This window comes from Exiguobacterium sp. s132 (assembly GCF_018617235.1).
In the GTDB taxonomy this organism is placed as follows: Bacteria; Bacillota; Bacilli; order Exiguobacteriales; family Exiguobacteriaceae; genus Exiguobacterium; species Exiguobacterium profundum.
This window is the reverse complement of sequence record NZ_JACSJU010000003.1, coordinates 36,657-58,031: the sequence shown is the minus strand read 5'-3', so window position 1 is coordinate 58,031 and position 21,375 is coordinate 36,657. Positions and strand designations below refer to the sequence as shown.

21 protein-coding genes and 2 riboswitches are annotated in these 21,375 nt (G+C 49.6%); of the genes, 3 read left to right on the top strand and 18 right to left on the bottom strand.

All coding sequences use genetic code 11. The features are described 5' to 3' along the window. Nucleotides 1-271: 271 nt before the first annotated feature. The 3 genes from KNO78_RS12655 to ade all read right to left on the bottom strand — a co-directional run bounded on the left by KNO78_RS12655 (nucleotide 272) and on the right by ade (nucleotide 4,321). A complete protein-coding gene (locus tag KNO78_RS12655; RefSeq protein WP_214691459.1) occupies nucleotides 272-1,864 on the bottom strand; it encodes a Na+/H+ antiporter NhaC family protein in 1,593 nt (530 codons plus the stop codon). A gap of 112 nt (nucleotides 1,865-1,976) precedes the next feature. After that, nucleotides 1,977-2,151, bottom strand: a riboswitch (Lysine riboswitch). A 57-nt stretch (nucleotides 2,152-2,208) separates the two neighbouring features. Further along, nucleotides 2,209-2,493, bottom strand: a complete 285-nt coding sequence (locus tag KNO78_RS12650) for a hypothetical protein (protein ID WP_015880753.1) — start codon at nucleotides 2,491-2,493, stop codon at nucleotides 2,209-2,211. Between the two features lie 118 nt (nucleotides 2,494-2,611). Continuing rightward, on the bottom strand, nucleotides 2,612-4,321 hold the full coding sequence (gene ade / locus KNO78_RS12645) for an adenine deaminase (protein ID WP_214691458.1): 1,710 nt from the start codon (nucleotides 4,319-4,321) through the stop codon (nucleotides 2,612-2,614). A 119-nt stretch (nucleotides 4,322-4,440) separates the two neighbouring features. On the opposite strand from ade, the gene KNO78_RS12640 reads away from it, so the two are divergent. Then, nucleotides 4,441-4,977 (top strand): gamma carbonic anhydrase family protein, encoded by a 537-nt coding sequence (locus tag KNO78_RS12640; protein ID WP_074037800.1) that lies wholly within the window; start codon nucleotides 4,441-4,443, stop codon nucleotides 4,975-4,977. A 109-nt stretch (nucleotides 4,978-5,086) separates the two neighbouring features. Further along, complete coding sequence (locus tag KNO78_RS12635; protein WP_074037801.1) at nucleotides 5,087-5,272, top strand: hypothetical protein; 186 nt, start codon at nucleotides 5,087-5,089, stop codon at nucleotides 5,270-5,272. 102 nt (nucleotides 5,273-5,374) lie between these two features. On the opposite strand, the gene KNO78_RS12630 is transcribed toward KNO78_RS12635, so the two are convergent. The 11 genes from KNO78_RS12630 to KNO78_RS12580 form a co-directional block, all read right to left on the bottom strand. Next, nucleotides 5,375-5,929, bottom strand: coding sequence for a nitroreductase family protein (locus KNO78_RS12630; protein WP_251125329.1), 555 nt, complete (start codon nucleotides 5,927-5,929; stop codon nucleotides 5,375-5,377). Nucleotides 5,930-6,023: 94 nt separating this feature from the next. Beyond that, complete coding sequence (gene lysA / locus KNO78_RS12625; RefSeq protein ID WP_214691456.1) at nucleotides 6,024-7,316, bottom strand: diaminopimelate decarboxylase; 1,293 nt, start codon at nucleotides 7,314-7,316, stop codon at nucleotides 6,024-6,026. Beyond that, nucleotides 7,286-8,374: an alanine racemase gene (gene alr / locus KNO78_RS12620; protein WP_214691455.1), complete on the bottom strand. Its 1,089-nt coding sequence runs from the start codon at nucleotides 8,372-8,374 to the stop codon at nucleotides 7,286-7,288. Before alr ends, lysA begins: the two co-directional genes overlap by 31 nt. Nucleotides 8,375-8,388: 14 nt before the next feature. Beyond that, nucleotides 8,389-9,315 carry a branched-chain amino acid transaminase gene (locus KNO78_RS12615; RefSeq protein ID WP_214691454.1) on the bottom strand — a complete coding sequence of 309 codons (927 nt, stop codon included), beginning with the start codon at nucleotides 9,313-9,315 and terminating at the stop codon, nucleotides 8,389-8,391. Between the two features lie 49 nt (nucleotides 9,316-9,364). Then, nucleotides 9,365-10,072, bottom strand: coding sequence for a 2,3,4,5-tetrahydropyridine-2,6-dicarboxylate N-acetyltransferase (dapD, locus tag KNO78_RS12610; RefSeq protein ID WP_196431610.1), 708 nt, complete (start codon nucleotides 10,070-10,072; stop codon nucleotides 9,365-9,367). Next, entirely contained in the window at nucleotides 10,050-10,799 is a 750-nt protein-coding gene (gene dapB / locus KNO78_RS12605; RefSeq protein WP_078146280.1) for a 4-hydroxy-tetrahydrodipicolinate reductase, read from the bottom strand. Before dapB ends, dapD begins: the two co-directional genes overlap by 23 nt. After that, nucleotides 10,796-11,677, bottom strand: coding sequence for a 4-hydroxy-tetrahydrodipicolinate synthase (gene dapA / locus KNO78_RS12600; protein ID WP_074037809.1), 882 nt, complete (start codon nucleotides 11,675-11,677; stop codon nucleotides 10,796-10,798). Before dapA ends, dapB begins: the two co-directional genes overlap by 4 nt. A 12-nt stretch (nucleotides 11,678-11,689) precedes the next feature. After that, nucleotides 11,690-12,685 (bottom strand): aspartate-semialdehyde dehydrogenase, encoded by a 996-nt coding sequence (locus KNO78_RS12595; RefSeq protein ID WP_159563506.1) that lies wholly within the window; start codon nucleotides 12,683-12,685, stop codon nucleotides 11,690-11,692. 12 nt (nucleotides 12,686-12,697) lie between these two features. Next, nucleotides 12,698-13,897: an aspartate kinase gene (locus KNO78_RS12590; protein WP_078147890.1), complete on the bottom strand. Its 1,200-nt coding sequence runs from the start codon at nucleotides 13,895-13,897 to the stop codon at nucleotides 12,698-12,700. A 114-nt stretch (nucleotides 13,898-14,011) separates the two neighbouring features. After that, a riboswitch (Lysine riboswitch) is annotated at nucleotides 14,012-14,191 on the bottom strand. A gap of 77 nt (nucleotides 14,192-14,268) precedes the next feature. Next, on the bottom strand, nucleotides 14,269-14,697 hold the full coding sequence (locus KNO78_RS12585; protein WP_074037812.1) for a GNAT family N-acetyltransferase: 429 nt from the start codon (nucleotides 14,695-14,697) through the stop codon (nucleotides 14,269-14,271). Further along, a complete protein-coding gene (locus tag KNO78_RS12580; RefSeq protein WP_214691453.1) occupies nucleotides 14,691-15,851 on the bottom strand; it encodes an alanyl-tRNA editing protein in 1,161 nt (386 codons plus the stop codon). The genes KNO78_RS12585 and KNO78_RS12580 overlap by 7 nt, the downstream gene beginning before the upstream one ends. A gap of 95 nt (nucleotides 15,852-15,946) precedes the next feature. On the opposite strand from KNO78_RS12580, the gene KNO78_RS12575 reads away from it, so the two are divergent. Continuing rightward, complete coding sequence (locus KNO78_RS12575; RefSeq protein ID WP_159563504.1) at nucleotides 15,947-16,675, top strand: GntR family transcriptional regulator; 729 nt, start codon at nucleotides 15,947-15,949, stop codon at nucleotides 16,673-16,675. 28 nt (nucleotides 16,676-16,703) lie between these two features. Here the strand turns inward: KNO78_RS12575 and KNO78_RS12570 are convergent, their stop codons facing one another. From KNO78_RS12570 to KNO78_RS12555, 4 genes are all read right to left on the bottom strand, one after another. Further along, entirely contained in the window at nucleotides 16,704-17,807 is a 1,104-nt protein-coding gene (locus tag KNO78_RS12570) for an LCP family protein (RefSeq protein ID WP_074037814.1), read from the bottom strand. A gap of 150 nt (nucleotides 17,808-17,957) precedes the next feature. Next, nucleotides 17,958-18,722 (bottom strand): glucosamine-6-phosphate deaminase, encoded by a 765-nt coding sequence (nagB, locus tag KNO78_RS12565; protein ID WP_214691452.1) that lies wholly within the window; start codon nucleotides 18,720-18,722, stop codon nucleotides 17,958-17,960. Next, nucleotides 18,719-19,867: an N-acetylglucosamine-6-phosphate deacetylase gene (nagA, locus tag KNO78_RS12560; protein WP_214691451.1), complete on the bottom strand. Its 1,149-nt coding sequence runs from the start codon at nucleotides 19,865-19,867 to the stop codon at nucleotides 18,719-18,721. Before nagA ends, nagB begins: the two co-directional genes overlap by 4 nt. 119 nt (nucleotides 19,868-19,986) lie before the next feature. Continuing rightward, entirely contained in the window at nucleotides 19,987-21,345 is a 1,359-nt protein-coding gene (locus tag KNO78_RS12555; protein WP_211781723.1) for an MATE family efflux transporter, read from the bottom strand. Nucleotides 21,346-21,375: the final 30 nt, after the last annotated feature.

Genomic DNA, 21,375 nt, shown 5'->3' with positions numbered 1-21,375 from the left:
CACTGCGGTTCACCTTATTAGCTGTCACGATCTGCATCATGAATGTATCTGGATTGGATGACAAGAACATCTACTTCGCCTCCATTTTGGTTGCTCGAGACACCTTGGTTTTCTTTGTACGTCATTCATCTTCATTACCACAGCCTATCACTGGACATCATAGTTCCCTTTTGGTTCATTCTCGGTAAACTACTCGACCGTCTCACTTATGCAGTGACAACCGCACATAAAAAATGACTTCCATCGATTTGATGGAAGTCATTTTCATATATCACGCCTCACGCTTTGCGCGAAGTTCTGCAGGTACTTTCCCACGTTTTGAAATCACTTCTGCGACTCCTACCAATACGATAAACGAAATCAATGCAGCGAAGAATCCGATCCAAATCGATGCTGTAATTCCGAGCACCAAGTAACCGATCGCTGACACGACCGCTGCAAGAATAGCATACGGCAATTGTGTCACCACGTGGTCGATGTGGTGCGAGCCCGCTCCTGTTGAGCTGAGAATCGTTGTATCTGAGATTGGTGAACAGTGGTCACCAAACACCGCACCGGCCAATACAGCTGCAAGTGACGCGAGAAGGAGTTCGGGTTCAACAGCCATGATCAAGTCGGCACCGATCGGAAGCATCAAACCAAATGTTCCCCAACTCGTTCCTGTCGAGAATGCCATGATTCCGGCAATCAAGAAGAGAAGGAGTGGCAAGTAAGATGCAGCGATTGTATCTGTCACGAAGCTCGCCAAGTATTCACCAGTCTTCATGTCGCTGATGACCGCAATGATTGTCCAAGCAAACAAGAGAATCAAGACAGCCGGCCACATGGCACGAACGCCTTCCCATGCCGCTTTTCCATAGTCACGCGTTGGGATTTTACGACCAATGAGAAGCAAGAATGCGACAATCAAACTGATGACAACACCCGCAACGAGTGAGCGTGTCACGTCTGTCGATTCGAAGGCTCCAATCAACGAGAAGTCTTGACCGTCAACCGCGAGCGCTTGACCACCCGTGTAAAGCATCGCTGACACTGTCGCAATGATAAGCGTGATAATTGGTACGATCAAATCACGTACTTTTCCACCTTCGTGCTCGTGTAAATCTTCGCTCATCCCCATCGGCTTTCCTTTTGCCGAATCATACAACTCCCCTTGGAGGGCACGAAGTTCGTGCGTGCGCATCGGTCCGATGGCAAGTCCAGTGAATGCCACATATGCTGTCAAGAGTAGTGCGAAGACGGCATAGAAGTTCATTGGGATGATTTGAATGAATGCAGAGAATGACGAATAGCTGTCAATCGAGTATTTTGCCAAAATACCTGCGATGATGGCGATGATATATGCACCCCAACTTGAAAGCGGGCTGATGACACAGACAGGTGCTGCCGTTGAGTCAATCGTGTAAGCCAACTTTGCACGTGAGATGTTTTTACGGTCTGTGAGTGGACGACTGATGTTTCCGACCGCCAAGCTATTGAAGTAGTCATCGATAAAAATCAAAATACCCAGTCCGAATGAGACGAGACGTGCACCGCGTGCTGTCTTGACGTTCGCCGCAGCCCATTCACCAAATGCGCGTGCGCCACCTGATGTTTGAATGATTGACGATAAAATCCCGAGAAGGAGCAAGAACGCAATCAACAAGACGTTCCATTCGTTGATGGCTCCATCCGCCCAGAATAAAGCGATGATGTTCGACCACAAGTATTGAATCGAATCAATTGGATTGAAGTTATGCAAGAGAAGGACTCCTGCGATAATCCCGACACCGAGTGATGGGATGACCTTTCGTGTTGTGATTGCCATAATAATTGCAAGTAATGCCGGTACGAGTGAGAGTACCGATGTTGAATAATCTACCATGCTGAATTCCTCCTTTTTTATTAGGATGAGGCCCCCCTATGCTTAAAAAAACGCAAAGCGAGGGCATCGGCAACAAAGCCGACACCCTCGCTGGATGTTCCGTCTTTCTTAGCCGACTTGGAGCGCTCCATACGTAAATATGTATGGCAGTCCGACGGGTATTTCCCGTCAGCCCAGCACAACCCCACGGACATGGTGTTGCACTTCGGCGATCCTGCCTTTTTGTAGTCCTCATCGTTGTCATCCTCCGACTACTTACTCATCAGCATCGCACCTCTACCTCATCGATAGCACGAATATTCATTTAAAGTTACGTCTAAATTATCACAGGTTGGTGTCACATATCAATAGTTTTTTTCATCACGAATGATTCGCTTCAAGACAGCGAGTGCTTCTTGGTCATTCGTTTCCACCGCTTTAAAGAAGTCGTTGAAGAAGTGATACAACACGAATCGGTCAGCGTGAGACTTCGTCTGTTCTTTAATCGTAGAGAAAATGAGTCGTCGTAAACGACGTTTTGTCTGAGTTTCTTCTGGTAGTTCTTCGCATCGGTCCTTGAAAGCACGATATACAGAATTGATCAATTCCTCATGTTCATCATACGACCGATTGTAAGCAACTTGTTCCATCTGTAATATCCCCCCTTTCAATGTTGACCCGATGAAACTTGACGTAACTATACCAACTTCCCGTCACGCATTCAATCGTTATCGACGGTTCTTAACAAAAATCATACGTTAGACCGAGTCAAGCGTTGATGAATGAGAACGTGGTCACGTCGAACAATCCCATATCGGTCAATTTCAAGTCAGGAATGACCGGTAAGGCGAGGAAGGACATCGTCAAATACGGATTGAAATGACGATGGGCTCCCACGACATCTAGCGCATCATTGAGCTGTTCCAGAATCTCTGCCACTTCACGATATGGTCGCTTCGTCATCAGTCCACCAATCTCGAGCGGAAGGACGGCAAGCACTTCTCCTTCCGATACGGCGACGACCCCTCCCCCTACTTTTTCAAGCGTTCTCGCCGCGAGCAACATGTCTTCCGGGCTGACCCCGGCGACGACCAAGTTATGGCTGTCATGGGCAACCGTGGCTGCTAGGGCACCTCGTTTCAAGCCGAATCCCGTTACCGGGGCAAGAGCCATATGGCCTGTCCCGTGATGGCGTTCGATGACGGCAAGCGTCGCGATATCCTGCGATAAATCTGCGCCTGATGCGTCTGGTTGGAACGTGAGACGCTGTCGTTTCGTCAACAAGCTGTTCGGAAGCACTTGAATGACATCGATTTCTTCTTCACTTGCGGCAAGTCGGAACGACTCGGCGGTCAATTCGGGTAAAGCGAGCTCACCTTTCATCGGTTTCGGCACTTCAATCCCTTCCGATTCAAACGTCGCATTCCCCTTCTCCGCGACGAGCGTACCATTCACAAAGACTTGTTCGATTTTTACCGATTCGACGTCTGACAAGATAACGAAGTTCGCCTTCTTACCAGGTGCAATCGCCCCGACCTCTTTTAATCCATAGGCCTCTGCGGCATGTAGACTTGCGATGGCATAGGCCGTTTCCGGCTTAACCCCTTGCTTGATGGCGGTACGGATGTTGTAGTCGATTCCACCTTCCGCGACCAAGTCATCCAAATGCTTATCATCCGTACAGAAAAGGAAGCGGTGGGCATTGCTTTCCGTAACGGCTAGGCTCACCTTCTCCACGTTTCGAGCAACGGACCCTTCCCGAATTTGAACGTAGAATCCACGTCGCACTCGTTCAATCGCCTCTTCCGCAGTCGTACATTCATGATCCGTCATGATTCCTGCTGAGCGATATACATTCAATTGATCGGGGTTGAGACCTGAAGCATGTCCATCCACGACTTTACCCGCTTGTTCCGTCTGCGCGATCTTTTGAAGCATGTCTTCACTTCCAGCTTCAACTGATGGATAGTCCATGACTTCGCCTAGGCCATGCACCCCTGGATCTCCTAAAAACGGTACCAAATCTTCTGCATACAGTTTTGCGCCCGCATGTTCAAATGGTGTCGCTGGTACACAACTCGGAAGCATCATCCGAACGTCGAGTGGAAGTCCTTTCGCATCTGCCAACATGTACTCAATCCCGAGTGCTCCGTTCACATTCGCAATCTCATGAGGGTCAGCAATCACCGTTGTGACACCAAGTGGTAAGACTGCTTTCGCAAATTCATGCGGGGGGACCATCGATGACTCGATATGGACGTGCGAATCGATAAAGGACGGTGCAAGCGTCCACGTCGGATCGTGATACTCGACCTCTCCATCGTACCCTTCCCCAATAGCCACGATATATCCTGCGTCGATGGCGACGTCTGTACGAATCGTCTCACGACTGTACACGTCAATCACTGCGACGTCTTTAAAGACGACGGCCGCTTTCTTTTTCTTTGCGGCGATGTCAATCAAATGTTGTTTCTCCATCTCTTGATCTCCTTATTCAATGTATTTTAACTATCTTACCAAGAATATTCTTTTCGTTGCAATTTCTTTTTCAAGTTGTGCGACAATGATAACATATCTTTCTGAAAGGGGTTACAACGATGCAATACAAATTAGGAGAGTTGACACCAAAAGTCGATCCGACGACTTATCTTGCACCAGGGGCACACGTGATTGGAGACGTGACCATCGGCGCTCACTCGGGAGTATGGTTCAATACCGTCATCCGTGGAGACGAAGGACCCATTCAAATCGGTTCATACGTCAACATTCAGGATGGTTCGATGATTCATCAATATGAAGGCTCACCGACAATCATTCATGATCGCGTCTCGATTGGCCACATGGCGATGATTCACGGCTGTGAGATTGAAGAAGATTGCTTGATTGGCATGCACGCTACCGTACTCGATGGGGCGAAGATTGGAAAAGGGTCCTTTGTCGCTGCCGGTGCGCTCGTCACACCAAACATGCAGATTCCTGAAGGGGTGATGGTCATGGGCGTCCCAGCAAAAGTCGTTCGTCCATTAAACGATGAAGATCGTTTTATCATGGAGAGAACGGTAAAGAAATATGCCAAGCGTGCCGAACAATATAAGCAGTCGTGCGTTCCAGTTCGCGAAATCCAACAATTGTGAAAGCGTTTACAAGATTCATAAAATGTTAACGTTTCTCTCGAATTTTCTACATAGTTCCTTTGTATACTGAAGTTGTAGCCAAGCTGATGTATTGAAAGGAGCCCACTCTATGTATCCGAACCATGATCAACTCATGCTAGACCTGTATGCCTCGTCCATCAATCCAAGTTATGGCCTTCATATCGATGATTCATTCGATGATGCCCTTCATGGCGCACATCGAGAGGTTTGGGAACGTATGCATTTGGATAATAGTAGAGAAGAAGATTCTAAAAATGGAGGAACGACTGGATGATTCCAACGACTGTGATTCAAGATTGGCTCGCAACAAAATTAAAGCGATAACTGACCGATATATAGATCAAGCGAGCGAGGATTCCCCATCGCTCGCTTTTTATTATTCAAACATGATGAGATGCGAATCAATCGGTTGTCGCGCTTTCGGTGTAGGGATATCTTCTGTGTCATATTTCCCGATTTGCAGGAGACCGATAAACGTCTCCCCTTCCGCCCCAATCATTTCCTTCAACCGTGCATCATCGAACAGTCCACCCGTCCGCCAGACCATCCCGATCTCACGTTCACTTAAGAGCAGCTGAACATTTTGAATGAATGTCGCCGTCGCGAGTAACGCGTCACGATTCCCTTTGTCCGTTTCAAAATGTTTTGCCGTCACATACATACAGGTTGCCGCATTTAAAATCCGTCCCGTCACCTTTTCGCGTTGCCCTTCTGACGCCTCCGAGAAGGCTGGTTCGAGCGCATCGAGTAACACTTGCTTCCCATCCCCATTGAACACATACACATTCCATGGTTCGATTTTATTGTGAAATGGTGCATGATGTGCCGATTGCAACACTTCATAGAGCACTTTCGTATCGATTGGTGCTTCTTTGAACATACGGACCGTACGTCTTTCTTCAATTAGCTTTTGTGCTGCTGTCTTTGTCATGACCGTCACTTCCCCTTTTTTTCTCTTCTCTATCATAATTGAAAAACGTTCTCATTTCAAAATCAAAAAAAAGACTACAGATTGCTCTGCAGTCTTACGTTGATTGTCCAATGACCTCACATGCCACCAAGTCTTCAAACGTTTGGCGACGAACGACAAGTCGATGTGCCCCGTCCTTCACGAAGACAACAGCTGGACGAAGCATCTGGTTATAGTTGCTCGCCATGGAGAAATTGTACGCTCCTGTTGCTTTGACAAGTAATAAGTCACCTGGTGTGACAGGGGGGATCAATGAGCGGTTCGAGATGATGTCTCCCGACTCACAGCACGCTCCGACTATTTTTGCCTCGAGCGTCTTCTCTTCATTCATCCGAGTCGCTGCCACGACCTCATACTCCGCGTCATACAATGCCGGACGGATATTGTCCGTCATCCCGCCATCGACAGACACGAATGTACGAACGCCACTCACTTCTTTGACGGTCCCCACCTCATAAAGCGTGGCACCCGCATTGGCGACGAGCCAACGTCCCGGCTCAATCCCGATTTTCGGAAGTGGCAATTCACGTGCCTCGACCTCCTCGACCAACGTCTCCATCACTTGCTCCATCGTCTGGGCAAAATCGAGATATTCGTCTTCATCCAAGTAAGCGACGCCGAATCCCCCGCCGATGTTCAAGACGTCCGTCGTATAGCCGGTTTCCTGACGAATCGTATCCATGAAGCGCACCATCGTCTTCACCGTGTTGATGAAGAGGGTCGGATCTTGAATTTGAGAACCGACGTGACAATGGATTCCCTTCAACTGTAAGTGCTCGGCTTCTAACGTTGCACGAATCGCGTCTAAATACGTGTCGTCATGCGTCGGGAAACCGAATTTTGTATCAACCCCACCCGTTTGAATCGCCGCATGGGCACCCCCGACAACTTGAGGCACAATGCGGAGAAGCACATCGACTTCGCGATTGTATTCAGCCGCAAGTCCTGACAAGAGGCTGATCTCCCGCATATTGTCGATGGTAAAGTGTGTAATCCCCTGTTCGAGAGCATACGTGATGTCAAGAATCGTCTTGTTCGATCCATGAACGTGAATGCGCTCCGCCGGTACACCGGCATGCAGTGCCACGTACATCTCACCCCTTGAGACGACATCGACACTTAACCCTGCGGCCATCACTTTTTCATAAACGGCCGCAATCGATAATGCTTTTGACGCGTATAACGCATACGTGTTCGGATACTTATCTAGAAACGCATTCTGGACAATTCTAAGGCGACGCTCTAGTTCTGGCTCACTCATGATGTATAAAGGTGTCCCGTACGTCGCTTGAAGTTCACGGACGGACACGCCTTCGATCAAACATTCTGATTGATTGGTGGTGTACATACAATTCCTCCTTCAAAGCGATGTGGGACACGCCACGAACGGGCACAGAGCTGTTCTGAGTTGTTGGCATAGCCAACACGTGTCACGTCATCGATTTTCGTCTCGATTCCATATAATGTGACGCGGTCGCCGATTTGTACGTCTTCGTCGACTTTGATGAAGCTATGGCTCATAAAGATGTTACTGATGAACGGGTATGCTTTCCCATCGATGTGAACAGGCAAGTGACGTCTCGCCCGCATCAATCCATCCCCATATCCGACAGGTAAGACAGCAATCCGTTCTTTCGATTCCGCGGTATATCCCGTTCCATACCCGACATGAGCCCCCGCTTCGATGTCGTGGATGGCAACCACTTCTGTCTCCCAATAAAACGCAGGTACGAGCCACTCAACCGGCTCAACCGATGAATAACCGTATAAGAAAATACCGACACGCACATGTGTGCAATGGTGCAAGCGCGAGTCGTCTTGAAGCGTGGCCGCACTATTTGCCGCATGGATCAGTTCAAACGTATGACGTTCCATCAAACGTGTCGACCAGTCGGCAAAGCGTTCGACTTGGACGCTATGCTCGACTTCGGCATTGTCCGCATCCGCGAGCGGAAAATGTGTACATAGTCCGACAAGGTTCAATCCTTCATTTTGGCAGAAGGCGACGATCTGTAGCGCTTCTTCAAACGTTTTGGCACCGAATCGGTTCATGCCGACGTCTAATTTCAAATGAAGGCGAACGCCATCGAGATGCTCACGCTGTGAAACGAGCCATTCATACGAGCCGATTGCGACGTCAAATTCATGGGTATGCACGTGTTCCCACGTGTATATCGGATTCATGACGAGGACGCGAGCCGACTCTGCATGCGCTCGCACTTCAATCGCTTCTTCTAACGTGGTCACCATGAAGTGACGGACTCCTTCATCATACAAAGTCGTCACAACTGGCTCCATTCCTAGGTTATAGGCGTTGTTTTTCACGACCGCAAACACGGGGCGCCCGAGCGCTTCAATCCGGCGTTTGTTTTCGCGAATCGCATTCAAGTCAATTGTGACTCCCATCGTGCAAAACTCCTTTACTCTGTTACTGCTGATTTCACGAACGTGATCCAATCGCGGTGTTCCGGAAGCTGTCCTGTTACGGCTTCACGATAGCGTGTCAACATTTCTGTCGCAACCGTCTGGACACCTCCACCAATCGAGATATGGTCGACCTCGATGACGCTCGTCACCTCGGCTGCCGTTCCCGTTAAGAAGATTTCATCAGCCACATAGAGCTCATCGCGTCCGATATGGCGCTCGACGATTTCATAACCGGCCTCGCGAGCCAATTGCATCACCGTTTGACGTGTGATGCCATCGAGTACAGAACAGTCAAGGGACGGTGTCGCAATCGTTTTTCCTTTCACGAGGAAGATGTTCGCGACACTCGCCTCACTGACGTTTCCGTTCATATCAAGGGCAATCGCTTCGTCGAATCCGTCACGGAGCGCCTCTCCTTTTAATAGCTGTGAGTTCATATAGTTCGATGCCGCTTTCGCTTGCATTGGCATCATTGTAGAAGACACGCGGCGATACGAGGCCACTTTCGCTCGAATCCCGACCGTCTTGTTGAAATATTCACCGAGCGGCCAACACGAGATGGCAACATGTACCTTCGTCTCAGCAGTCGGCATAAGTGCCTGCCATGGTGTTCCAAGGAAGACGAACGGACGGATGTAGCATGCTTCAAATCCGTTTCGCTCAATCAATTCCATCGTGGCTTGTTCGAGTTCATCTACCGTATACGGTAGCGTGACGTGGTAGTATGCACACGAGCGAACAAGTCGCTCCAAGTGTTCACGTAATCGGAAGATAGCAGGACCTTCCTCCGTGTGATACGCGCGAATCCCTTCAAAGAACCCGCTTCCGTAATGAATCGCGTGTGTCATGATACTCGTGTTTGCGTCAGTCGGCTCAATCCAAGCCCCGTCTTTCCACATCCATTGTCCATACTGTTCCATAATGCAACTCTCCCATTCCTCATTTTTTATATTTTCTGTCTATTATACGTTAGAGAGAGCGTAAGTCATCAACAAGTTGCGTTTTTTCAGAAGTTTTTTCATCTTTCTGTTTGATGATTCGTGCAGGTGTTCCCGCAACGACAACACCTGGAGGGACGTCTTGTGTGACGACACTTCCTGCCGCGACAACTGCGTTTTCACCGACGCGAACGCCCTCTAAGATGACTGCGTTCGCCCCAATCATGACACCATCCTCGATGATGACCGGATCTTTTGAAGGTGGCTCAAGAACCCCTGCGACCACGGCACCTGCGCCAAGGTGAACGTTCTTCCCGAGCGTTCCGCGTGCTCCGATGACAGCGTTCATATCGACCATCGAACCATCTCCGATGACAGCTCCGATGTTGACGACAGCTCCCATCATGACGACCGCGTTGTTGCCGATTTGAACGTGATCTCGGATGAACGAGCCTGGTTCAATTCGGGCATTGAGTTGTGTCGTATCGAGCATCGGTACAGCACTGTTGCGACGATCATATTCAAGATGAGAATCTGTGATGACCGATGCATTGGCTTCTAAGAATGCCGCAGCGCGTTCTGCCGTCGTCAAAAACAGTTTCGACTCATCCGTTCCGAATGCTTTCGCTTCCTCGATTTCAAGACCCGCCAATTGACCGTTGACGTAAAGCTTAACTGGTGTTTCCTTCTTAGCATCTTTAATATATTGTGCGATTTCATAAGCGTTTGTGAGTAACATGAGTAGCCTCCTCGTATAAGTTCGATAGATTATAAAGTCCTGCCGGGCGATCGATGATCGTTGCCGCAGCGGCAAGGGCCCCGTTTGCAAAGACGCGTTTCGATAACGCAGTATGTTTCAATTCAATCATTTCATCATCTCCGGCGAAGAGCACGGTATGCTCACCGAAGATCGTGCCACCCCGAATGGAATGCATCCCCAACTCTTCGGTAGCACGCGCTTCCCGACGTGACGTTCGTTCGTAAATCGGTGTCACGTCACGCTTCGCTTCGATGGCACGTGCCAATAATTCTGCCGTCCCGCTTGGTGCGTCCACTTTCTTCCGATGATGTGCCTCAATCACTTCAATATCATATCCGAGAGTGAGCGGGACAAGTTGGTCGAGCAACTGTTTCAACAGTGCAATCCCATATGAGGTGTTATAAGACTGAAAGATTGGGATCTCTTGTGAAGCCGTCTCGATCTCGGCCAATTCTTCCGGTGTGAAGCCCGTCGTCGCAATGACGAGCGGAATATTGCGCTCCCGTCCGAACGCGAGTAAATCAGGGAGTAACGCCGGGTTCGAAAAGTCGATCACGACATCGACGGGTACGTCCACCTCATTCAGAGTCGCCGTGTGCTCGTCACTTCCCGGTGAGACGATTGCCGTTACGTTTACACCTTGCGCATGAGCGACCTCTTCGACAATGCGTCCCATTGCGCCAAACCCATGGATGAGAACATTCATTGTCTCACCTCATTGAATTGTTCCATCGCCGATAGTAATTTCGCCTCAGCCGTCGCGCTCATTGGAACGAGCGGCAGACGTGGCGCACCGACTTCAAATCCTCGCGCTTGAAGCGCTGCCTTCACCGGAATCGGATTCACTTCTGCGAAAAGTTCATCGATGACTGGGAGTAAACGAATTTGCCACGTACGTGCTGTCTGCAAATCACCCGCCAATAGGGCGTCTGCCAACGCGACCGTCGCTCCCGGATAGACGTTTGATAAAACGGAGACGACCCCTTGTGCGCCCCAAGCCATGTACGGCAAGATTTGATCGTCATTTCCACAGTAAACGGTGAACCCTTCCGGAATATGGGCCATCATCTGCGCCATGACCGAGATATCCCCACTCGCTTCTTTCAAGGCCGTGATGCGCGGATGTTCCGCGAGCTCACCGACCGTTTCCGGTGCCAAGGCGACACCCGTCCGTGACGGAACATTGTAGAGCATGAGCGGAATCGGTGACGCATCCGCAATCGCAGTAAAGTGAGCAATCAGCCCGGCCTGTGTCGACTTGTTATAGTACGGTGTGACGACCATCGCCATCTCCGCACCAAGTTCGGCGGCCCGTTTCGTTTTCTCAATACTGACTGCTGTATTGTTCGAACCGGTCCCCGCGATGATCACGGCTCGACCGTTTGCGACCTCCACCGCTCGAACGAGCAATGTCTCAAACTCGTCATCAGTGATTGTCATCCCTTCGCCGGTCGTCCCACCGATGACGAGACCCGTCACACCTTCTTGGATTTGGTCTTCAATTAATGCCGCCCATGCTTCTAGATTCAACTGCCCATTTTCTTGAAATGGGGTAGCTAGTGCTGTCGCCACTCCTGTGAACATGTCATCTCCTCCTTATTTCGTCGCTGTTTGACTAATCATACATTGTGCGATTTGAACGGCATTCGCTGCCGCCCCTTTTCGGACGTTATCTGCAACGCACCAAAGATGGAACGTATTGGGTTGTGAATCGTCTCGGCGAATTCGTCCGACATACACCTCATCCGTCCCGTTCGCATCGAGCGGTGTCGGATATGTCAACTCGGATGGATTGTCCATTAACACGACCCCTGGTGCATCGGCAAGGACTGCTTTCAGTTCTGCGACCGTCGCATCTCGCTCGAGCGACACCGTGATCGAGACCGCATGACTGTTTCGCACCGGCACCCGGACACAAGTGGCCGTCACCCCGAGGTTTGGCGCATTTAAAATCTTACGTGTCTCATCCATCATCTTCTGTTCTTCTTTCGTGTAGCCATTTTCTTGAAACACATCGATGTGCGGCAACACGTTATCATAAATCGGATACGGATAATTCGTCGGTTCCTCTCCGCGCGCACCGCGCTCGAGGTCATCGATCCCTTTTTGACCCGATCCCGATACCGCTTGATAAGATGTGTACGCGACGCGTGTCAGTCCGTATACTTCCGCTAGAGGCGCGAGCGCCACGACCGATTGAATCGTGGAACAGTTCGGGTTCGCGATGAGCGTTCTCTCCGGACTGAGTTCGACTCGGTTCACTTCCGGTACGATGAGTGGAATTCCTTCTTGCATTCGGAATGCACTTGAATTATCGATGACAATGACTCCTTGCTCACTCAACCGAGGGGCATATTGTTCACTGATGCTTCCACCTGCAGAGAAGAGTGCGATATCGATTGGGTCCGCATAAATCGCATCGGTCAATTCACGAATCACGATCGATTGCCCATTCACCTCGACCGTCTTTCCTGCCGAGCGGGCTGAAGCATAGAGTCTCAACTCGCTGATTGGAAATTCATATTCTGTTAAGACGTCAATCATTTTTTGTCCGACGGCACCTGTCGCACCGACGACTGCTACGTTATACATCATGCTACCCCCTTATAAGTGGAACCGGGCCGCAATGGCTGCGACTGCCGCTTCTACGTCTTGTTCTTGAATCGTATAGGAAATACTGATTTCAGACGTCGTGACTTGATAGAATGGAATTCCCATCTCACGGAATGTCGCGAAGAGCTCTGATGCGACCCCTGTCGCGTCTCGCATACCGATTCCGACGACAGAAATTTTTGCATGTTCCGTGTGACGATCGATTTTGATTTGAGGCAAGGTCGCTGTCAACTCCGCGAGCGCCTCTTCTAAAAACGCCTCTTCATCGAGCGGACATGTGAACGAGAGAAACACTTCGCCGTCGAATGCCGTCTGTGAAATCATATCGATGTTGACGTGTCGCTCTGATAATCGTTCAAAAATGTCTGCGACTCCCGCCGCCGTATGCGGAATATGTTTGATTGAGACACTGAGTACGTTCTTGACGACACTCACACTCGTGACTGCTTTCTGTTCCATCGCTTGCGTCGTATCCATGATCCATGTTCCTCCTTCGCTCGAAAGCGTCTTCCCAACAAAAATATTGACGTCATATTTCTTTGCGAGCTCCACGCTTCGCATCTCCATCACTTTTGAACCGAGTGCACTCATCTCCATCATCTCGTCATAGGAAACCGTATCAAGCCGTTTCGCCGTTGGATGGATTCGTGGGTCCGTCGTATATACACCCGCGACGTCCGTATAAATTTCACAACGCTGACTGAGGACGGCCGCCAGTGCGACGGCTGTCGTGTCCGAACCGCCACGCCCAAGGGTCGTGACGTCTCCCGCTTCATTCACGCCTTGGAATCCGGCGACAATCAGGACGTCGTATTGACGCAACTTCTCGTGTAACACTTCTTTCCGAATCGCTTTGATTTTGCTCTTCGTATGAATTCCCATCGTATCGATCCCGGCTTGCTGTCCCGTTAATGAGATGGCCGGTACGCCTCGCGAGTTCAAGGCGATACTGAGTAGACTGATGGTCTGTTCTTCTCCAACGGCGAGTAGCCGGTCGAGTTCGCGAATCATCGGGCGATCCGTGATTTGTTTGGCGAGCGACAAGAGCGAATCTGTCGTTTTGCCCATCGCCGATACGACGACGACCAATTTTTCACCGGTCGCCACACGTGTCTGTAAATAGTCCGAAATGGCTTGTATTTGTTCGATTGTGGCAACGGAGCTGCCACCAAATTTCAGTACGGTTGTCATCAAGTTCCCCACTTTCAAGATGTCCACCAACAGAAAAAGCGGCAGACCGGTAGGAAGCACTCTCCCTACGGTCTGCCGCTTGTACGCGCAGTTGAAAAACGATTAAAGAATCGTTCCGTAGATAGCGCTCCATGGTAGTTGACCATGGCAGTGTAGGCGTTATTCACGACTACCCCAGCCTTCATTCACACGCACGTGAACGTCGACTTCGGCGAATTTCCCCTTTCGGCTCGGTCCGGAGTGCGTCCGTTTCAACCAAGCTTACTCATGTCATTCGCAACCTCTATCTGTCAGTTGTTAGTATTAGTTATAACAAAACGAAATCTTCTTGCCAACCTTTTTTTAGAAAAATGGGCTATTTCAAAAAAGGATTACCATGTTTTTCGCATCATGCGGTGCGGGATATTGGCATCCAAAAACTCATCTCCGAACGCCTCGTACCCGAGCTTTTCATAAAACGGAAGCGCCGTCAGTTGTGCACCCAATCGTAGTTCAACCAACCCTTGACGTTTCGCGACACGTTCAACTTCAATCATAATGTCTTTCCCATATCCATGGCCCCGGGCCGATTGAATCGTCGCCACTCGCTCCACTTTTCCGACAGTCGAGTCGACTGGACGAAGACGCGCTGTCGTCACAGGTTCGGAGTCAAGGAGCCCGACCACATGTGTACACATATCGTCTAAATCATCGTATTCTAAACTCGCATCGATTCCTTGTTCCTGAACGAATACGATCTCCCGCACTTGTTTGGCCTGTTCAATCAATGCTGCTTCGTTTCCCGATTGAATGATCAACATGGTAAAACTCCTTCCTGCAATCGTTTCACGATTTCTTCGATTCCCTTTTCTAGTTCCGCTACGGATGTGAAACGCGCTTGGGCCTGCTTATGGCTTCCACCGCCACGACCGATTTTCATCTCTTGGAGCGCCGCTTTCAAGAATGTGCCGACGGCGATATCCTGTGTCCCGTCATGCATAACGAATAATTTCTGCGTTCCATAGTTGGCGCCAACGGCAATTCGCCCTGTTGCTGCGATTCGTTCGATGATGGCGGTCGTCAACGTTTCCGTTTCTGTTCTCCCGACATGTAAAGCCACATAGTTATCTTCTTTCAACACAGCCTCCACTTTCGCTTTGGCAATCCGTTCTTCGAGCGTTTTGATTTCTTTTTCACGTTCCAAACGAATCGTATGTTCTTCGATTACACGGGCTGCCACGGATTCATTCGTTGTCGAGAATGTATGGTGAATCGTCCGCAACGCTGCTCGCGCTTGTTGAGTCGCCTTGATCGCTCGACTTCCCGCCACATACGTCAAGCGGAGATTCCCCCTCACTTTCTTCATCGCCGTCACATGGATGGTACCGAGTTGTCCCGTTGTCTCCACATGAGTGCCACCACATGCATTGTAATCTAGACCTTCGATTTCGACGATGCGAATCATCCCCGTTCGGTCCGTCTCTTTCCGTAAGCGCGCCCGGTCTACTTCTTCTTTTGGGATTTCATAGACACGAATCGGACGGTTTTCAAAGATGACTTGTTGCATCTCTTGTTCAAGTGCCTCAACGTGCACCCAGTCCATCGTTGCCGTTTCAATCTCAATAGATGAATCGGTCTCTCCGATTCCAAAGCTAAGCGTCCGAATGCCATGACGGTCTTCCAAAATCGCCGTTATCACATGTTGAGCAGTATGCTGGATGGAATGATCCCGTCTGACGTCCTCATCGATTCGAACCTCTATCGTCGTGCCCGCTGGTAATGATTCTGACAAGAGATGCCATACTTCCCCGTCCTTGATTTGTACGTCCAGTACAGGATGCGTCCCAATCCATCCACGGTCAGCCGGTTGTCCCCCACCTTCCGCATAAAACGGGCTGTTCTCGAGTGTGTGCCAATGACCGTTGCCGTCTTCCTTTATTGAGGTCACGACTGTACTTGCTGTATATGGTTCCATCTTGTCCTCCACCTTCTCTCTATAATCTGTTCAGACAACTAGTTTAATTTCGTCTATAATGAAACATACATCTTCTCAGTCAGGAGCGAAATGATATGTTAGAAATCGATAAACAATCTCCGTTACCTATTTATTATCAAATTGAAGCGTACTTAAAGCAACAAATTGATGACGGATTGTTAAAACCAGGAGACACCTTGCCTTCAGAGCGTGAATTTTCCGAGCAATTTCACGTCAGTCGGATGACGATTCGTCAAGCCATCATGAACCTCGTCAACGCCGGTTACTTGAGCCGTCAAAAAGGAAGAGGCACGTTCGTCGCGAGTCAGAAGATTGCGATGACGTTATCGGGACTGACGAGTTTTTCCGAGGAAATCAAACATCGAGGCATGCGACCGCTCAGCCGTCTCTTGTCATACGAGGTCATTCCGGCAACGGATCGCATCGCGCAGCAACTGAGCATCCCAAATCAAACACCGGTTTATGAAATGAAACGGCTACGACTCGCCGATGATCACCCACTTGCGCTCGAAACCGCCTATATTCCCGTTCATTTATTGCCTGACCTGACGCAAGATGACGCGACGGGATCGATTTATGCTTATGCCGAACAGCATGGCTTACGCCTGAAAAATGCAACACAAACACTCGAAGCCCGGAGCGCCGGTCCAGAAGAAGCCAAGCTCCTCACCATTTCTCCGAACGCACCGGTATTGCTGATTGACCAGCGAACTTATCTCGAGAACGGTGACATGTTCGAGTATAGTCGTTCGCTCTTTCGTGGAGATTCATACTCCTTGACCGTCGCCATGGACCGCATATAAAAAAAGTTTGCCCGAGGGCAAACTTTTTTTATTGAGCTTCGTACGTTACCCCGCTCGGGTCTAACGTATACGACTCGAGTTCTGTATCGGACATCGGCTCGACACGATTACCGGCGTCCGCTTGTTGTACACGATAGCGTACTTCTTCAAGAAGCGGTTCGTTCAAGAAATAGTAGAAGTGTCCGTCATCTGCCCGGGCACCTTCTCCAGTCAATTGATATTGCACCGTATTGTGAAGCGCGCCAACATCTTCAATTAAACGCATATAGTCATTCGGGCCAAGTGTCGTCTGCATGTTGTCGCCGACGGCTTTCAAGACCTTGTCGTAATTGTTTAGGAGTGAAGTGCCGAGTGATTGTTCGAGCACGGCATTGATGACTTCCATCTGGCGTTGTCCACGACCGATGTCCCCACGTGGATCATCGTATCGATTTCGAACGTAGGCAAGTGCCTCTTCACCAGAAAGCTGTTGAAGTCCTTGTTCGATTTGAACTGTCTCACGTGACGCATCGTAACTGTTTTGTTGTGATGAGAACGGAACATCAATCTCAACGCCACCTACAGCATCAATGAAATCAACGAACCCTTGGAAGTTGAGCGAGACGACATGGTCGATTTCAACACCGACTAAATCTTCGATCGTGTTCGTCGCCATCCGCATCCCGTTGTTTGGATTCGATTCATCCATCGAACCAAAGTAGTAAGCGTGTGTGATCTTATCTTGGTCAAGTCCCGTCTTGCCATAAGGAATGTTATATCCCGTGTAGTCAATATTGACATACGAGTCACGCGGGATACTGAGCATCGTCGTCTGCTTTTCTTTCTTGTTTAAAATGACGACAATCATAACGTCCGATCGTCCAAACTCGCCACGCGCTTTCTTCTGTGGCGAAAGGTCTGTCCCTAAAACCAAGAACGTCTCCGTATCTTCTTTATCATAACGAGTCGGCTCAACCGTCGGGTCATCCTCTAATGTGACTTGGGTGCCTGACAACATATTGTGGGCTTTGTAAAACGCTGTACCGTAAATGCTAGATCCAGCAATAATCGCAATCAGCACGAGGGCACTAAATATCTTATAAAACGCAGACGGACCTGTGCGCTGTCTGCGAGCATGTGTTCTAGAATTCATATCGGTCTCCTTCGAGTCAAAATAATGAGCTTCACTCATTATAGAGGAAAGCGAGAAATTTGTCGAAAACGTTTTGATGACAAATTCATTTCTTTACATTTCCCCATAGTTGAACATAGAAAAACCCGCGGAGATGACTCCGCAGGTCCTTTAATCCCGAATGGTAAAAAATCGTGTTGCCGCTTCTTGTCCACGGGCTTGTAAGGATTCCGCACAGTGTGATGCCGCCGCCTCGTCGAGTACGACTGTCACACCAGGATGGGCCTGAAGGATCGTGGCCGGCCAGTCGACCGTCGGTACGCTCTCAATCATGTGATGCACCGCTTCCGCTTTCCGCTCCCCTGTCGCGACTAGGACGATTTCACGTGCGTTCATGATCGTATCGAGCCCCATCGTGATGGCGTGTGTCGGTACATCTTCTAACCGATCAAAGAATCGACGATTGGCTTCCCGAGTTGACTCCGTGAGTTCGGTCACATGTGTCTTCGCATCGAGCGCTGTACCCGGTTCATTGAAGGCGATATGCCCATTCTCACCAATCCCTAAAAGCTGTAAATCGACACCGAGTGTCCGAACAAGTTCTTCATAACGTGATGCTTCCACTTCCGGGTCCGGCGCGTCCCCTTGAGGGAGGTGACTTTGTTTGAATGGTACCTCATCGAAGAGTCGATCTTTCATGAAGCGGTTATAACTTTGAGGATGTTCGGGCGATAATCCGATGTATTCATCTAAATTGACGCTCGTCACGTGGCTACAGTCGAGCGCGTCCTGTTTAAACATCTGATACATCCCGACCGGTGTGCTACCGGTTGCGAGACCGAGTACGAAGTCATGTTTCCCTGAAATCCGTTCTTTGATTAGCGTATAGGCGATTCGTTCCGCATCGTTCGCCGTCTTTGCGACTAGTACATTCATCTTTGTTCCTCCCGTTCATATACGATTCGACCTTTGACAAAAGTCATCTGAACATGTGTCGTGTCATCCCAAACGACAAGGTCTGCATCAAACCCAGATTTGATGTCTCCTTTTGTCGTCAATCCGAATTCTTTGGCCACATTCGTCGAAGTCATTTTGACCGCTTCTTCCACCGTACATCCCGTATATGCCTGAATGTTTCGGAAGGCAGCATCCATCGTCAACACACTGCCCGCAAGGTTTCCGGCTTGAAGTCGCGCAGCCCCGTCCGCTACGATGACCGGTTGACCGCCAAGCTCATATTGTCCGTCCGGAAGTCCTTTTGCTCGCATCGCATCCGTGATGACGACAAGTTCATCTGCTCCTTTTAAGCGAAACGCGAAGTCGACCATCTCCGGACGACTATGGATCCCATCCGGAATGATTTCCGCGATGACCCCATCCTCTAAGAGACAATACCCAACCGTTCCGGGTTCTCGATGGTGCAACCCACGCATTTGGTTATAAAGATGCGTCCCGTGTTTGACGCCCGCCTGCTTGTTCTCTTCAAATGTCGCACTCGTATGGCCCGCCGAACCGATTGCACCGGTTTCGCGAAGAACAGCTTCAAACTCACGTGCACCTGGACGTTCCGGTGCATAAGTGACAAGACGGATATGACCGCCGGCAAGCTCTTGCCATTTCCGGAACTGCTCGGCATCCGGGTCGATAATATATTCTGCCGGTTGTGCCCCAGCCATCTCCACGTTGACAAATGGACCTTCCAAGTGGATTCCGATGAGTGTCGTATCCTGCGCTTCGATGACATTTCGGACTGCCTTCAATGCATGCTCAATCGCTTCTTTTGACTGCGTGATCGTCGTCGCGAAAAAGGACGTGACGCCTTCCTGTAGCATGTCGTTACTCAATCGTCGAAGTTTTGATTCATCCGCATCCATCGTATCGACTTCATATCCCCCATGGATATGCACATCGATGAGACCCGGTGTCACGAGCGCTCCAGCGACATCAATCACAGGCTCATCCTGTTGTTCAAACTGGTCCATCGATCCAATCTCATCAATCGTTTGACCATTCCATCTGATATATCCACGTTCCCATGTTTGTTCTGCTGACACGATACGAGCATTGATCAATGTCCCCATCGGTTCACCACTCCTTTTTGTTTTCCTCCATGTTATCATATCGGATAAAAGTATAGTTGTATAGACCAATTTTAAATAAATAAAAGATTGTTTACATTTGCGAACAATCTTCTCCTTTTTTATGTCGATTGAACCGTCCCGTAGCGCCGGACAATCCATACTAACCGGAGGAATAACAAGACCGCTCCGGCTGCGAGCCCGGCAATCAAGCCAATCCAATAACCGTCTGGTCCAAATCCGGCGTGCTCTGCCAAGACATACCCGAGTGGTAAACCGATGACCCAATAAGCGACGAGTGAAAGGACGAGCGTGATGTTGACGTCTTTAAAGCCACGTAATATCCCTTGGATCGGTGCCGCGACAGCATCTGACAGTTGGAAGAATACAGCGAAGATCATAAAGTGAGCTGCAAGGTCCACGACCGTCGGATCATTCGTATAAATAGCCGCGACCCGTTCGTTTTGCCAAAACAAAAAAGCACCGGAAAAGATAGAAACACCGAGACAGAGCGCGAGCCCGATTTTTGCATAGCGGACGGCATCCTGCAGTCGTTTCGCGCCAAGCTCATACCCCACGACGATCGTCAATGCGCTCGATGCTGAGAGTGGCAACATGTAAACAAACGAAGCGAAGTTAATCGCCGCTTGGTGAGCCGCGACGATTTGGTCACCGTATGAACTGAGCAATACCGTGACCGCCGCAAAGATGCTGACTTCTGCGAAAATGGCGAGCCCGATTGGCGTCCCAAGTTGTAACAGCTCTTTTTGTCGGAGCCAGACCATTCGTTCGGTCGTCCGTAAAAACTTGTATTCGCGGAATGGCTTCCCGTTTCTCACGAAGAAGAAGGCCATGAAGAAGAGTAGCCAGTACGTGATGCTTGAGGCAATTCCCGCTCCAACTCCGCCGTACGCCGGCACCCCCAGTTTTCCGAAGATGAAGATGTAATTTAATCCGACATTAATGGGTAACCCTAATAGTATGAGGATCATCGAGACTCGCGTCTTGCCCAAGGCATCCATGAGCGTGCGTAGCACATTGAACAGGAACATCGGCAAGACACCGAATCCAAGGGCAAGCAAGTATTGCGTCGCGATTCGTTTCCCTTCTACACTGAGCCCCATGCTCTCGATTGCCATCGGCACAAGGAATGAACCCAACGTCAGCGTGATTACGCTTAGCATGATGGCTAAATAGATACCTTGAAACAAGGTTCGTTGAATCTGTTGACGGTCTCGCGCACCAAGCGCTTGCGAAACGATCGGGGCCACCGCCAGCAAGATTCCACTCAGTCCGGTATACACCGGCATCCACAAGCTTGAACCGACTCCGACACCTGCCAAATCGACGGCACCCGCCCGTCCGGACATGACGGTATCAAAAAAGCTAATCAAATAAAAAGACACTTGCGTGACTAAAATTGGAAAGAAAATTGTGAAGAACAGTTTGATTTTTTCGTTTAATGAATGTGTTTGGTACATGGACAACCCTCATCTCTTTTTCAGAAAGGA

Excerpts from the sequence above, each read along its gene's own strand:
- KNO78_RS12655 (WP_214691459.1), bottom strand. The coding sequence starts at position 1,864 with ATGGTAGATTATTCAACATCGGTACTCTCACTCGTACCGGCATTACTT.
- KNO78_RS12650 (WP_015880753.1), bottom strand. The coding sequence starts at position 2,493 with ATGGAACAAGTTGCTTACAATCGGTCGTATGATGAACATGAGGAATTG.
- ade (WP_214691458.1), bottom strand. The coding sequence starts at position 4,321 with ATGGAGAAACAACATTTGATTGACATCGCCGCAAAGAAAAAGAAAGCG.
- KNO78_RS12640 (WP_074037800.1), top strand. The coding sequence starts at position 4,441 with ATGCAATACAAATTAGGAGAGTTGACACCAAAAGTCGATCCGACGACT.
- KNO78_RS12635 (WP_074037801.1), top strand. The coding sequence starts at position 5,087 with ATGTATCCGAACCATGATCAACTCATGCTAGACCTGTATGCCTCGTCC.
- KNO78_RS12630 (WP_251125329.1), bottom strand. The coding sequence starts at position 5,929 with ATGACAAAGACAGCAGCACAAAAGCTAATTGAAGAAAGACGTACGGTC.
- lysA (WP_214691456.1), bottom strand. The coding sequence starts at position 7,316 with ATGTACACCACCAATCAATCAGAATGTTTGATCGAAGGCGTGTCCGTC.
- alr (WP_214691455.1), bottom strand. The coding sequence starts at position 8,374 with ATGGGAGTCACAATTGACTTGAATGCGATTCGCGAAAACAAACGCCGG.
- KNO78_RS12615 (WP_214691454.1), bottom strand. The coding sequence starts at position 9,315 with ATGGAACAGTATGGACAATGGATGTGGAAAGACGGGGCTTGGATTGAG.
- dapD (WP_196431610.1), bottom strand. The coding sequence starts at position 10,072 with ATGTTACTCACAAACGCTTATGAAATCGCACAATATATTAAAGATGCT.
- dapB (WP_078146280.1), bottom strand. The coding sequence starts at position 10,799 with ATGAATGTTCTCATCCATGGGTTTGGCGCAATGGGACGCATTGTCGAA.
- dapA (WP_074037809.1), bottom strand. The coding sequence starts at position 11,677 with ATGTTCACAGGAGTGGCGACAGCACTAGCTACCCCATTTCAAGAAAAT.
- KNO78_RS12595 (WP_159563506.1), bottom strand. The coding sequence starts at position 12,685 with ATGTATAACGTAGCAGTCGTCGGTGCGACAGGTGCCGTCGGACAAAAA.
- KNO78_RS12590 (WP_078147890.1), bottom strand. The coding sequence starts at position 13,897 with ATGACAACCGTACTGAAATTTGGTGGCAGCTCCGTTGCCACAATCGAA.
- KNO78_RS12585 (WP_074037812.1), bottom strand. The coding sequence starts at position 14,697 with ATGTTGATCATTCAATCGGGAAACGAAGCAGCATTGATTGAACAGGCC.
- KNO78_RS12580 (WP_214691453.1), bottom strand. The coding sequence starts at position 15,851 with ATGGAACCATATACAGCAAGTACAGTCGTGACCTCAATAAAGGAAGAC.
- KNO78_RS12575 (WP_159563504.1), top strand. The coding sequence starts at position 15,947 with ATGTTAGAAATCGATAAACAATCTCCGTTACCTATTTATTATCAAATT.
- KNO78_RS12570 (WP_074037814.1), bottom strand. The coding sequence starts at position 17,807 with ATGAATTCTAGAACACATGCTCGCAGACAGCGCACAGGTCCGTCTGCG.
- nagB (WP_214691452.1), bottom strand. The coding sequence starts at position 18,722 with ATGAATGTACTAGTCGCAAAGACGGCGAACGATGCGGAACGAATCGCC.
- nagA (WP_214691451.1), bottom strand. The coding sequence starts at position 19,867 with ATGGGGACATTGATCAATGCTCGTATCGTGTCAGCAGAACAAACATGG.
- KNO78_RS12555 (WP_211781723.1), bottom strand. The coding sequence starts at position 21,345 with ATGTACCAAACACATTCATTAAACGAAAAAATCAAACTGTTCTTCACA.